We start from the raw sequence: 11,569 nt of genomic DNA on the forward strand, positions 1-11,569 counted from the left end.
CCAATCCGGTGTTTCTGCCTCTCCGAAGGCACGGCTGGGGGCGATGTCAGCGCTTTTCAAGGGTGATTCACAACCTGATGTGACCACAGTATAAAGCATCCGAAAGGGGTATGACGATTTACCGCGGTTCGATGGCGCTCAGGTGCCGTGCCACAGCGGTCCAGGCCCCGAGCACGCCGAGGGCGGCGCCGCCCACCGACAGCAGCAGCCCGTTCGCCAGGCCCAGACCGCTGAGGGTGAAATCGGTCCCGTAGGTGGCCGCCAACCGGCTGGCCGGACCGGCCAGTGCCCAGCGCCCGGCTTCGGTGAGCAGCCAGGCCAGCAGCCCCCCGATCAGCCCGTAGCCGATGCCTTCATAGAGGAACGGTCGGCGCACAAAACCATTGCCCCCGCCGATGAGCTTGATGATCTCGATCTCGTGCCGCCGGCTCTCGATGGTCAGACGGATGGTATTGCCGATGACCAGGATCACCGCCAGGGCCAGCAGCACCCCGGCGGACCACAGGGCCCGTTCGGCCAGCGTCATGATGGCGTGCAGGCGCTCGACCCACTCCTGATCGAGCCGCATGCGCACCACCGCCGGGTCGTCGGCCAACCCCTCGGCCAGCTCGGCCACGGCGTCGGGGTCGAGCCCGCGATCGACCGTCACCACCAGCACCGGCGGCAGCGGATTCTCATCGAGCAGTTCCAGCGCTGCGTCGAAGTCGGATCCGGCCCGGAATTCCGCCAGGGCCGCATCCGGGGTCACCGGCTCCACCCGGGTCACGCCGGCCTGTTCGGCCGCCACCTCCGCCTGCTCGCGCAGGGTGTCGGGCCCGGCATCGTGGGCCAGGAACAGGGAGATCTGCGGCGCCCCGTCTTCCCAGCCCCCCGCGACCCGCTCGGCGTTCTCCAGACTGAGCATGAACGCCGCCGGGAGGGCCAGGGCGATCCCCACCACGGCGCTGGTCAGCACGCTGTGCAGCGGCGCCCCCCGGGCACGCTGCACAGCCGCCGCCAGCGCCTGAGCGTGGCGGGAGAGATAGAGCAGCGGGGCGGCCAGCAGGCGCCCGATGGCGCCGGCCTCGCTGCGCCGTGAGGTGCGCAGCGCCGCCCGCTGTGCCCGCGCCTCGGCCCGAGCCTGGCGCCGCCGGGGGGTCGCCCCGCGCTCCGGACGCCGGGCCATCAGACCGCCTCTCGGGCCGGTCGATCGCCCACCAGCTCACCCTGGCGCAACGTCAGGGTGCGGTGGCCGAACCGCTCGACCAGCTCCAGGTCGTGGCTGGCGATCAACACCGTGGTGCCAATGCTCACGAACGAGGTAAACAGCCGCATGATCTCCTCGGAGAGTCCCGGATCCAGATTGCCGGTGGGCTCGTCGGCCAGCAGCACCGGGGGCCGGTTGACCACCGCGCGGGCGATGCCCACCCGCTGCTGCTCCCCTCCGGAGAGGGCCTCGGGGTAGCTCGTCTCCTTGTGCAGCAGGCCCACCTTGTCGAGGGCGGCGCGCACCCGGCGCGCTGCCTCGCGCCGGGCGACCCCGGTGATCTCCAGCGGCAGGGCGACGTTGCCGAAGACGCTGCGATCCGCCAGCAGGCGGTGATCCTGGAAGGTCACCCCGACCCGCTGGCGCAGCAGCGGGATCTTGCGCCGGGGCAGCTGGCCCACGTCGACGCCGGCGACCACCACCCGCCCGCCGCTCGGCCGCTCCAGCCGGGGGATCAGGCGCAGCAGGGTGCTCTTGCCGGCACCGGAGTGGCCGGTGATGAAGACCAGCTCGCCCTGACCGATCTCCAGGCTGACGCCCCGCAGGCCGTCCTGGCCAGCGCGCGGGTAGCGCTTGCTGACCCGGTCGAAGTGGATCATTCGGCGGTCAGCGCCTCGGCAAAGTCGGCCGCACGGAAGGTGCGCAGGTCCTCGACCTTCTCACCCACGCCGATGTAGCGCACCGGCACCTGGAGCCGCTCGGCCAGGGCCAGCAGCACGCCACCACGGGCGGTCCCGTCCAGCTTGGTCACGGCCAGACCGGTCACGTTCACCGCCGCGCCGAACTGCTCGGCCTGGGCCAGTGCGTTCTGGCCGTTGCCACCGTCGAGCACAAGGAGGGTCTCGTGGGGCGCATCGGCATCCTGCCGGCCGAGCACGCGGCGGATCTTGCGCAGCTCCTCCATGAGGTTGTCCTGGGTGTGCAGGCGGCCGGCGGTATCGGCGATGAGCACATCCGCACCGCGGGCGCGGGCGGCCTGGTGGGCATCGAAGACCACCGAGGCGGGATCCGAGCCCGTGGGCTGGGCGATCACCGGGCAACCGACCCGTTCGCCCCACTGCTGGAGCTGATCCACTGCAGCGGCGCGGAAGGTATCGCCTGCGGCGACCATCACCGACCGCCCCTCGTTCTGAAAACGGGCCGCCAGCTTGCCGATGGTGGTGGTCTTGCCGGCCCCGTTGACCCCGACCGTGAGGATGACGAAGGGCCGCTTGTCGGTATCGATCTGCAGCGGCTTCTCCACCGGCTCGAGCACCTTGACGATCTCGCTGCGCAGGGCCTCCAGCACCGTCTCGCCGGTACCGCCGCCGGAACCACCGAGGCGCTCGACGAGACCGTCGAGCACCTTCTGCGTCGCCTCCATGCCGACGTCGGCCTGGAGCAGACGCATCTCCAGCTCCTCGAGGAGCTCGTCGTCGAGTTCGCGGCGGCCAACGAACAACGTCGCCAGCCCTTCGGTGAGCCCGCTGCGGGTCCGCCGCAGCCCGTTGCGCAGTCGCCCCATCAGCCCGGGGCGTTTGTCGGTCTTCTCGCTTTCGCTCATGACCTTCGGCACTGTTGTGGTCCATTGGGATGCCGCGGGCCCGATGGGCGCTGCCGCCCGCGACTTGCGCTGTCGGGTATCCTACCATTGGTGCCGAACCCGGCGGCGACCCAACCCCAGAGGAGCCATGGCCCTGCGCAGACTGCTCACCACCCTGCTGCTCGCCAGCCTGGCGCCGCTTGCTGCGGCTGACCGCGTGCACCACCACGAGCTGGACAACGGCCTGACCGTTCTAGTCCAGGAGGACCACCGCGGCGGCGTGGTCGCCTCCATGCTCTGGTACCACGTCGGATCCGGCCACGAGCACCGGCCCATCACCGGCATCTCCCACGCCGTCGAACACATGATGTTCAAGGGCACCGAGACCCGCGAGACCGGTGAGTTCGCCCGACAGATCGCCCGCGAAGGGGGGCAGACCAACGCCTTCACCGCCCGCGATTTCACCGGCTACTTCCAACTGCTGGCGGCCGACCGCCTCGAGCTGGCCATGGAGCTGGAGGCCGACCGCATGCACCAGCTGGTCTTCGACCCCGAGGAGTTCCAGCGCGAGATGCAGGTCATCCACGAGGAACGGCGCCAGCGGGTCGACGATCCGCCGGAGGCCCGGGCCTTTGAACGCTTCACCGCCACCGCCCATATGGCCAGCCCCTACCGCCACCCGATCATCGGCTGGCAACGGGACCTGGACCGCCTGCGCCTGGAGGAGCTCGAGGCGTGGTACCAGCGCTGGTACACCCCGAGCAACGCCACTCTGGTGGTGGTCGGCGCGGTGGAGCCGGAGCGGGTCTTCGAACTGGCCGAGCGGCACTTCGGCGAGGTCCCTGCCCGCGAGGCCGAGCCGCAGCCGGAGGGCCGCGAGATCGACGCCGCCCCCGGGGAGCGACGCATTGAGGTCCGTTTCGACGACGCCCGCGTGCCCATGCTCTTCCTCGGCTACAACGTCCCCTCGCTGGCCACCGCGGCGGATCCCGGCGACGCCTACGCCCTGCTGTTGGCGGCCGAGCTGCTCGACGGCGGGCGCTCCGCCCGCCTGCCGGAGGCCCTGGTGCGCGGCAGCGGGGTGGCCACCAGCGCCTCGGCGGGCTATTCGCCGGTGGCGCGTCTCGACACCCTCTTCTCGCTGGTGGCACGGCCGGCCGACGACCAAGACCTGGACGACCTGGAATCCGCCCTGCGCGAGCAGATCCACCGGCTCCAGGAGGAGCCGGTGGCAGACTCGGAGCTGGAGCGCGCCATGACCCGCCTGTTCGCCGCCGAGGTCTACGCCCGGGACGCCCCCATGGGCCGCGCGCAGCGACTGGGGCGGCTGGCCAGCACGGGCATCGGCTGGGAAGAGGCGCAGCGTTTCGAGGAGCGGGTTCGCGCCGTCTCCCCGGAGGCCATCCAACGTGCCGCCGAAACGTACCTGCAACCGGAGCGGCTCACCGTGGGCCGCCTGCTGCCCGGCGAGGAGGATTGATGGGCGTCCTGCATCGATTCGGCGCGGCCGCCGTGGCCACCGTCATGCTGCTGGCCGGCACTGCACAGGCCGATCCGTTCGGCCCCGAGGTCCAGCGCTGGGAAGGCCGCGAAGGGGCCGCCGTCTACTTCATCCAGGCGCGCGAGGTACCGATGGTGGACATCCAGGTGATCTTTGACGCCGGCAGCGCCCGCGACCGCGGCACACCGGGCCTGGCGCTGCTCACCTCGCGCAGCCTGGACCAGGGGGCCGGTGAGCTCGATGCGGGAGCCCTGGCCCGCCGCCTGGAAGACGTCGGCGCGCGGCTGAGCACCTCGGCGGGCCGCCAGCAGGCCCAGGTCCACCTGCGCAGCCTCTCCGACGCCACGGCGCTGGATGCCTCCGTGGACCTCCTCGAGAAGGTCCTGGCCGTACCGGCCTTCGACGAGGAGGCGGTCCAGCGGGAGCTGCGACACATGCAGCAGAACCTGCGCGCCGAACGCCAGTCGGCCTCGAACATCGCCCTGCGCGCACTCTACGCCGCGATGTACGACGATCACCCCTACGCCCCCCCGCCGTCGGGCACCGAGGAGGGGCTGGCAGCCCTGGACGCCTCCCGGGTCGCCGCCTTCTTCCACGAGCACTACGTCGCCGCCAACGCCAGCATCGCCATCGTGGGGGACCTGGGGCGCGAGCAGGCCGAGGCACTGGCCGATCGCCTGCTCGGCGCCCTGGAGGGCGGTGAGCCGGCGCCGGCACTCCCCGAGCCGCCCGCCGAGCCGGCGCAGGAGGAGATCCGCATCCGCTTCCCGGGCTCACAGACGGCGCTGATGATGGGCCTGCCGGCGATCGCCCGCGGCGAGGAGGAGCTGGAGTACCCGCTGCGGGTGGCCAACCACGTCCTGGGCGGCGGCGGACTGGTGTCGCGGCTCTACCAGAGCATGCGCGAGGAGCGCGGGCTCTCCTACGCCTCGTCGTCGAGCCTGAACATCATGCCGGTGGGCGGCCCCTGGCTGATCCGCTCCACGGTCGAGGCCGAACGGAGCGAGGAAGCTCTGGAGGTGCTGCGAGCCGAGGTCGAGCGCCTCGCACGCGACGGCCTGGAGGACGAGGAGATCGACGCGACCGTTCGCCACCTCACCGGTTCCTTCCCGCTCAGCGTGGCGAACAACTCGGCGCTGGTCGGGCAGCTCAGCGTCATGGCAGCCAACCGCCTGCCCACCGACCACCTGGCGCGCTATATACCGCGCATGGAGGCCGTGGACGCGGCGGCGATCCGCCGCGCGCTGGACGAGCGGCTCGACCCGACGCGGATGGTCACCGTGCTGGTCGGCCCGGACCTGGAGAACGCTGACATGGAGATGGATCCAGAGTGAGCCGCCGCCGCGGGAGCCAGCTGCGTATCATCGCCGGGCAGTGGCGGGGACGGCGCCTGCCGATCCCGGCAGAGATCGGGGTGCGGCCCACCGGTGACCGGGTTCGCGAAACCCTGTTCAACTGGCTGGCCCCGATGCTGCCCGGCGCACGCTGCCTGGACCTGTTCGCCGGTACCGGCGCATTGGGCCTGGAGGCCCTCTCCCGCGGTGCCGCCGAGGTGGTCCTGGTGGAGCGCGAGCGGCGGGTCGCCGACACCCTGCGCCGGAACCTGACCACGCTGGGAGCGACACAGGCGCGGGTGGAGTGTGCCGACGGGGTCCACTACCTGCGCAACCGCCCCGCCGGCGGCCCCTTCGAGATCGTCTTACTCGACCCGCCCTACGGCACCGGGCTGCTGGCAGACTGCTGTCACGCCCTGGCCACCGGCGGATGGCTTGCGCCCGGCGCCCACATCTATATTGAAGACGACCGCAACACCCCGACGCCGCCGCTACCCGCGGGGTGGCACGTCCACCGGCAGGGCCGGGCCGGACGGTGCCGCTTCCAACTGCTGCGTGCCGACGGAGCCAACCCAGACGAGGACTGAGGAGCCATTGATGGGCGTAACCGCCATCTACCCCGGGACCTTCGACCCGATCACCCATGGGCACACGGACCTGATCCAGCGCGGAGCGCGGCTGTTCGACCGCCTGATCGTCGGCGTCGCCGCCAACCCCAGCCCTTCGAAGGCGCCCGCCTTCGCCGTGGAGGAGCGCCTGGAGCTGGCCCGCACGGCCCTGGCCGGCATCGACAACGTCGAGGTGGAGGCCTTTACCTCCCTGCTGGTGGACTTCGTCGCGCACCACGAGGCGCAGGTCATCGTCCGCGGCCTGCGGGCCGTCTCCGATTTCGAATACGAGTTCCAGCTGGCGAGCATGAACCGCCAGCTGCGGGCCGACGTCGAGACCGTATTCCTCACACCGGCGGAGCAGTACGCCTTCATCTCCTCAAGCCTCGTCCGCGAGGTCGCCGCGCTGGGCGGTGACGTCTCGCGTTTCGTCCACCCGGCAGTGGCGGAGGCATTGCGCAACCGCGTCCGCCGCGTCCCCTGACCCGCACCGCGAAGGAGGGCACCATGGCCTGGTCGTGGTTCAAGCCGTTGGTCTACGACAACAGCGTGCTGGAGGCGGCTCAGCTGCTGCAGATCTCCGAGTACGACTTCCTCGCCCTGGCCCACTGGCGCCGCTTCAAGCGCATCGCCCGACGCGAGGATCTGGATCGGCTCTTCGGGCTGTACATGCGCGATCAGGACTGCACACCACCGTGGGCACGGGAACTCGCGCGGGAGATCATCGCCCGGGCCGACGAGGGCACCCTCGACCCGCGGGACTACGGCGTCCGCGCCCCAGTCCCCAAGCTCGATGACCTATTCCGGATGCTGCGGGATGTCTTCATCATCCTGCTGTTCATGACCCTGTTCGCCCTCGGCCTGTGGCTCGGTACGCCCGCGCTCTAGGCCTGCCTAGCGCTGGCACCGGGGGCAGAACCAGGTCCCGCGCTGCGCCAGCCGGATCTGGCGCAGCGCGCCGCCGCAGACCGGGCACACCGAAGCGCCATAGACGGACAGATTCACGGCGAAGTATCCCGGCTCACCCGAACCGTCGGTGAAATCGCGCAGCGTGGTGCCCCCCGCCGCCAGCGCTGCCTCCAGGACCGCCCGTACGGCCCCGGCCAGGCGGTCGTACCGGGCCCGGGCGATCCGCCCGGCCGCTCGGTCCGGGCGGATACCGGCACGAAAGAGCGCCTCATTGGCATAGATATTCCCCACCCCGACCACGACGGTGGCATCCATCAGCAGGGCCTTCACCGCCACGCGACGGCCACGGGCCGCGCGGTGCAGCACGGCCCCATCGAAGGCCGATCCCAACGGCTCGGGGCCAAGGCGGCGGAGCAGCCGGTGGTCCTGCGGGTCCCCGTCACCGAGGAGCAGGCAGCCAAAACGGCGCGGGTCGGTCAGGCGGACGGCACGGCCATCATTGAGGACCAGATCGACATGGTCGTGCCGCCCCGGGGCATCGGTCTCCGCCACCAGCCGCAGGCTCCCGGACATACCCAGATGCAGCAACAGCCAGGCACCGCCGCCAAGGCGGATCAGCAGATACTTGGCGCGCCGCTCCAGGGCCACCACCTCCTCACCGACGACGGCGGCCTCCACCCTGGCCGGCACGGGATAGCGCAGCTGCCGTTGGCGTACCACGACGCGCTGCAGGGTACGCCCGACCAGGTGGACCTGCAGGCCGCGACGGGTGGTCTCAACCTCGGGCAGCTCGGGCAACGGCCGCCTCCCCTGGGATCACGATTCCGACGGCGGACCACGCCGGCGGGCGGCCAACCGTTCCGGACGCTCGCTGCGGGATAGATGAGCTAGCCAGGCCCACTGGGCGTCCGCCCACTTCAGCGACTCGAGATAGTGATGGTTGACCTGCATGGGATCGACCCCGGTGGCTGCCAGACGTTCCCAGTCTCCCCGCTCCTGGGCCAGGACCGCGGCGAGGATGCGCCCGTAGGGACCCTCAAGCTCAAGCAGCGCCTGACGCACCTCGAAGCTGAGCGGCAGCTCGGCACAGATGACCGACAGCGGCGCGTCGAGCACAGCATCGAGCCCGGAAAACAATCCGATGGTGAACGCCGCGCCAGGATCGGAACCGCCGTAGCGGTGGCGCACCAACTGCTCGCAGGTGCGCGCCCGCACCAGCAGGGCGACGATGCGTTCAGAGGGTTGATCGTTGCAGGAGGTCATGGCCAACAGCACAGCCCAGTTCGCCAGCTGCCTGCGCCCCAGGTAGAGCACGGCGGCGCGGATGCTGTCGATGTCCCGGGTGGGGAACAGCGGCGAGGCCAGATAGCGCAGGATCTTGTAGGACAGTGACACATCCTGGCCGATGATCTGCTCGATCTCCCGCACATCCAGTTCCGGGCGCTGCAGCGAGGCGATCAGGCGCAACAGCGGCAGGCGGTTGTGCGGCACCGAGCGCCGCGACAGCGTGGTCGGCCGCGACAGGAAGAACCCCTGGAAATAGTCGAACCCCGCCGCACGGCACAGATCCATCACCTCTCGGCTCTCGATCTTCTCGGCCAGCAACGACGGCACCCCCTGACGCTGGAGGGTCCGCGCATGGCGCACGATCTCCTGCGGCGCCATGCCGAGGACGTCGACCTTGACCATGTCCACGCACGGCAGCAGCCGCTCCCGGCCGGAGTCATCGAGCAGATAGTCGTCCAGGGCGATCCGGTAACCCTGCCGCGACAACCGGCACAGTGCTGCCCGCAACTCCTGGTCGGGGGCCACGTCCTCGAGGACCTCGATCACCACCTCGTGCTGCGGGAACGGCACGGGCTGCTGCAGGAGGAATCGCCGGGTGAGGTTCAGGTAGGCCGGCTGCCCACCGGTGATCGAGCGCAGCCCGATCTCCATGAAGGCGCTGAGGATTACAGTGGCCGTGGCCGCGTCGCCGTCGGCAAAACGCGCCGATTCCTCACGCCCGGCGCGGTAGAGGAGTTCGTAGCCACAGACCCGCAGCTCGCGGTCGAATACCGGCTGACGGGCCAGAAAGATCTCCGACATGGCAGCGAAACTCCACGACGCAGCTCTCGGGGGGAGCAGGGAGCAAGATTCCCCGACCGACGCGCAACGGTCAAGCGGCCAGCCAGCCCCGATACACAACGGGCCCGGTGCCGAAGGCAGCCGGGCCCGTTGGCGATGCGGCGCGTTAGCGCCGCTCCCGCTACTTGAGCTTGGTCTCGCGGTAGGTTACGTGCTTGCGTACGACCGGATCGTACTTCTTCATCTCAAGCTTGTGCGGGGTGTTTCGCTTGTTCTTATCGGTGGTGTAGAAGTGGCCCGTGCCGGCACTCGACACCAGCTTGATCTTCTCGCGTGCGCTCTTACCGGCCATTAGACCCTCTCCCCACGGGCCCGCATGTCGGCGAGCACCGCGTCAATGCCGCGTTTGTCGATGATCCGCATGCCCTTGGCGGAGACACGCAGACGTACCCAGCGATTCTCGCTCTCCACCCAGTAGCGGTGATCGTGCAGGTTGGGCAGAAAACGCCGGCGCGTCTTGTTGTTGGCGTGGGAAACGTTGTTCCCCGTACCCGGACGCGTGCCGGTGACTTGGCAGACCTTGGACATAACTACGCTCCTCAATCCCAGCTCGCCGGCAGCCGCCGGAAAAGGCGGTTTTTATACCAGCATCCGGGCGCCGACGCAAGGAGTGCTTGCCGCAACCAGCCAGACCCCCTACGATTGCTCTGCCCATCGCTCCAGGGATGAGGGGAGGAGATTATAATGACACAAAGCGTGACTGATTCGGCACGCGACAACATGATCCGCCGCCAGATCCGCCCGTGGAACGTGCTCGAGCCGCGGGTGCTGGAGGCACTGGAGGCGATCCCCCGCGAGGATTTCGTACCCGAGCACCTGCGCGGGATGGCGTACAGCGACCTGCAACTGCCGCTGGGCAACGGCGAGGTGATGATGGAGCCCCGCCTGGAAGGGCGGATGCTGCAGGAACTGGACCCGGCACCGGGCGAGAAGGCGCTGGAGGTCGGCACTGGCAGCGGTTACGTCACCGCCTGCCTGGCCCACCTGTGTGGCCACGTAACCAGTGTCGAGCTGCACGCCGACCTGCACCGACAGGCTCAGCAGCGGCTCGAGGCCGCCGGGGTAGCCGAGGGCACCGAGCTGGTCCAGGGCGATGCCGCCCACGGCTGGCATGATGCCCAGCACTACGACGTGATCTCGGTCACCGGCTCCCTGCCCGAGCTCCACGACGGCTTCCACAGCTCCCTGACCATCGGCGGCCGGTTGTTCGTCATCGTCGGTCAGGGCCCGATGATGGAGGCCCTGCGCATCACCCGCACGGGCCCCAACGCCTGGTCGACCCAGAGCGTCTTCGATACCGCAGTGCCGCCGCTGCGCGGCCTGACCAAGAGGGATCCATTCAAGCTTTGAGCAACGCCGCCACAGCCCCCAAGGGCCGGCGCCGCGGGGCCCGGCCCACCCCGAAAGACGACCGCCTGCTGCAGCTGCGCTTCCTGCATCCGCGATTCTGGGGCGTGTGGCTGCAGCTGGGCCTGTTGCGGACCGTGGTGACTTTGCCTCACCGGGCCCGCATGGCCTTCGGCGCGGGCATCGGCGAGCTTGCATGGCACATGGCACCGCAGCGGCGCCGACTGGTCCTGCGCAACCTCGAACTCAGCTTCCCCGAGCTCTCCGAGCAGCGCCGCCAAACCATTGCCCGGGAGAACTTCCGACTGATGGGCATCGGGGTGGTCGAGACGGCGATGGGCTGGTGGCTCCCCATGGAACGGATCGCCGAGCTGTTCGAGGTCCACGGCCAGGAGCATCTCGAGGCTGCTCGGGCGAGCGACCGTGGCGTACTGTTGCTCAGCTGCCACATGCTCGGCCTGGAGCTCAGCGCGGCTCGGGTTTTGCAGATCACGCCATTCAAGGCCCTCTACCGCGAGGACCGCAACCCGCTGGTGGCCACCCTGATCCGGCGCAACCGGCGCCGGCGCATCGAGGATGTCATCTCCAACCAGGACATGCGCGGCATGATCCGCGCGCTCAAGGACGGCGATATCATCTGGTACGCGCCGGACGAAAACATCGCGCCGCGGCGGGGCGGCATCTTTGTGCCCTTTTTCGGCATCCAGGCCGCCACCACACCGGCAACGGCACGACTGGCCGAACGCACCGGGTGCATCGTGCTGCCCTACTACCCGCAGCGGCTGGCGGGCGGGCGCTACCGCTTGGTCTTCGAACCCCCACTGGAAGACTTCCCCAGCGGCGACATCCACGCCGATACGGCGCGCATCAATCGACTGATCGAACAGTGGATCCGGCAACAGCCGGAACAGTACTTCTGGGTCCGCAAACGATTCAAATCCCGGCCCGAGGGCGAGCCCCCGCGCTACTGAACCG

14 protein-coding genes are annotated in these 11,569 nt (G+C 69.7%); 7 read left to right on the forward strand and 7 right to left on the reverse strand.

Annotation, left to right across the window (positions count from 1 at the left end):
- Window positions 1-118: 118 nt before the first annotated feature.
- From ftsX to ftsY, 3 genes are read right to left on the reverse strand one after another with little or no spacing between them, the layout of a single operon-like run.
- Window positions 119-1,165 carry a permease-like cell division protein FtsX gene (gene ftsX, locus HHAL_RS11630; protein WP_011815088.1) on the reverse strand — a complete coding sequence of 349 codons (1,047 nt, stop codon included), beginning with the start codon at window positions 1,163-1,165 and terminating at the stop codon, window positions 119-121.
- A complete protein-coding gene (gene ftsE, locus HHAL_RS11635; protein WP_011815089.1) occupies window positions 1,165-1,845 on the reverse strand; it encodes a cell division ATP-binding protein FtsE in 681 nt (226 codons plus the stop codon). Before ftsE ends, ftsX begins: the two co-directional genes overlap by 1 nt.
- Window positions 1,842-2,789 (reverse strand): signal recognition particle-docking protein FtsY, encoded by a 948-nt coding sequence (ftsY, locus tag HHAL_RS11640; RefSeq protein ID WP_011815090.1) that lies wholly within the window; start codon window positions 2,787-2,789, stop codon window positions 1,842-1,844. The genes ftsE and ftsY overlap by 4 nt, the downstream gene beginning before the upstream one ends.
- Window positions 2,790-2,916: 127 nt before the next feature.
- Between ftsY and HHAL_RS11645 the strand changes: the two genes are divergently transcribed.
- Genes HHAL_RS11645 through HHAL_RS11665 form a run of 5 tightly spaced genes read left to right on the forward strand, consistent with a single transcriptional unit; the run spans window position 2,917 to window position 7,099 of the window.
- Entirely contained in the window at window positions 2,917-4,248 is a 1,332-nt protein-coding gene (locus HHAL_RS11645; protein ID WP_011815091.1) for a M16 family metallopeptidase, read from the forward strand.
- Complete coding sequence (locus HHAL_RS11650; RefSeq protein WP_011815092.1) at window positions 4,248-5,603, forward strand: M16 family metallopeptidase; 1,356 nt, start codon at window positions 4,248-4,250, stop codon at window positions 5,601-5,603. Before HHAL_RS11645 ends, HHAL_RS11650 begins: the two co-directional genes overlap by 1 nt.
- The gene (gene rsmD / locus HHAL_RS11655; RefSeq protein WP_011815093.1) at window positions 5,600-6,190 is read left to right on the forward strand and encodes a 16S rRNA (guanine(966)-N(2))-methyltransferase RsmD; all 591 of its coding nucleotides are present in this window, start codon (window positions 5,600-5,602) and stop codon (window positions 6,188-6,190) included. Before HHAL_RS11650 ends, rsmD begins: the two co-directional genes overlap by 4 nt.
- 10 nt (window positions 6,191-6,200) lie before the next feature.
- A complete protein-coding gene (gene coaD, locus HHAL_RS11660; protein ID WP_011815094.1) occupies window positions 6,201-6,695 on the forward strand; it encodes a pantetheine-phosphate adenylyltransferase in 495 nt (164 codons plus the stop codon).
- 23 nt (window positions 6,696-6,718) lie between these two features.
- A complete protein-coding gene (locus tag HHAL_RS11665; protein ID WP_011815095.1) occupies window positions 6,719-7,099 on the forward strand; it encodes a hypothetical protein in 381 nt (126 codons plus the stop codon).
- Window positions 7,100-7,105: 6 nt separating this feature from the next.
- Here the strand turns inward: HHAL_RS11665 and mutM are convergent, their stop codons facing one another.
- The 4 genes from mutM to rpmB form a co-directional block, all read right to left on the reverse strand.
- Window positions 7,106-7,918, reverse strand: coding sequence for a bifunctional DNA-formamidopyrimidine glycosylase/DNA-(apurinic or apyrimidinic site) lyase (gene mutM, locus HHAL_RS11670; protein ID WP_011815096.1), 813 nt, complete (start codon window positions 7,916-7,918; stop codon window positions 7,106-7,108).
- A gap of 18 nt (window positions 7,919-7,936) precedes the next feature.
- Window positions 7,937-9,208, reverse strand: a complete 1,272-nt coding sequence (locus HHAL_RS11675; protein WP_011815097.1) for an EAL and HDOD domain-containing protein — start codon at window positions 9,206-9,208, stop codon at window positions 7,937-7,939.
- 160 nt (window positions 9,209-9,368) lie between these two features.
- Window positions 9,369-9,539: a 50S ribosomal protein L33 gene (gene rpmG / locus HHAL_RS11680; protein ID WP_011815098.1), complete on the reverse strand. Its 171-nt coding sequence runs from the start codon at window positions 9,537-9,539 to the stop codon at window positions 9,369-9,371.
- Window positions 9,539-9,775, reverse strand: coding sequence for a 50S ribosomal protein L28 (gene rpmB, locus HHAL_RS11685; protein ID WP_011815099.1), 237 nt, complete (start codon window positions 9,773-9,775; stop codon window positions 9,539-9,541). The genes rpmG and rpmB overlap by 1 nt, the downstream gene beginning before the upstream one ends.
- 168 nt (window positions 9,776-9,943) lie before the next feature.
- Between rpmB and HHAL_RS11690 the strand changes: the two genes are divergently transcribed.
- Both HHAL_RS11690 and lpxL read left to right on the forward strand, forming a co-directional pair.
- Window positions 9,944-10,597, forward strand: coding sequence for a protein-L-isoaspartate O-methyltransferase family protein (locus HHAL_RS11690; protein WP_338073431.1), 654 nt, complete (start codon window positions 9,944-9,946; stop codon window positions 10,595-10,597).
- Entirely contained in the window at window positions 10,594-11,565 is a 972-nt protein-coding gene (lpxL, locus tag HHAL_RS11695) for an LpxL/LpxP family Kdo(2)-lipid IV(A) lauroyl/palmitoleoyl acyltransferase (RefSeq protein WP_011815101.1), read from the forward strand. Before HHAL_RS11690 ends, lpxL begins: the two co-directional genes overlap by 4 nt.
- The last annotated feature ends 4 nt before the right edge of the window (window positions 11,566-11,569 follow it).

Source organism: Halorhodospira halophila SL1 (genome assembly GCF_000015585.1).
Lineage (GTDB): Bacteria > Pseudomonadota > Gammaproteobacteria > Nitrococcales > Halorhodospiraceae > Halorhodospira > Halorhodospira halophila.

Coding starts and splice junctions, on each gene's coding strand:
- ftsX (WP_011815088.1), bottom strand. CDS start 1,165: ATGGCCCGGCGTCCGGAGCGCGGGGCGACCCCCCGGCGGCGCCAGGCT.
- ftsE (WP_011815089.1), bottom strand. CDS start 1,845: ATGATCCACTTCGACCGGGTCAGCAAGCGCTACCCGCGCGCTGGCCAG.
- ftsY (WP_011815090.1), bottom strand. CDS start 2,789: ATGAGCGAAAGCGAGAAGACCGACAAACGCCCCGGGCTGATGGGGCGA.
- HHAL_RS11645 (WP_011815091.1), top strand. CDS start 2,917: ATGGCCCTGCGCAGACTGCTCACCACCCTGCTGCTCGCCAGCCTGGCG.
- HHAL_RS11650 (WP_011815092.1), top strand. CDS start 4,248: ATGGGCGTCCTGCATCGATTCGGCGCGGCCGCCGTGGCCACCGTCATG.
- coaD (WP_011815094.1), top strand. CDS start 6,201: ATGGGCGTAACCGCCATCTACCCCGGGACCTTCGACCCGATCACCCAT.
- HHAL_RS11665 (WP_011815095.1), top strand. CDS start 6,719: ATGGCCTGGTCGTGGTTCAAGCCGTTGGTCTACGACAACAGCGTGCTG.
- HHAL_RS11675 (WP_011815097.1), bottom strand. CDS start 9,208: ATGTCGGAGATCTTTCTGGCCCGTCAGCCGGTATTCGACCGCGAGCTG.
- rpmG (WP_011815098.1), bottom strand. CDS start 9,539: ATGGCCGGTAAGAGCGCACGCGAGAAGATCAAGCTGGTGTCGAGTGCC.
- rpmB (WP_011815099.1), bottom strand. CDS start 9,775: ATGTCCAAGGTCTGCCAAGTCACCGGCACGCGTCCGGGTACGGGGAAC.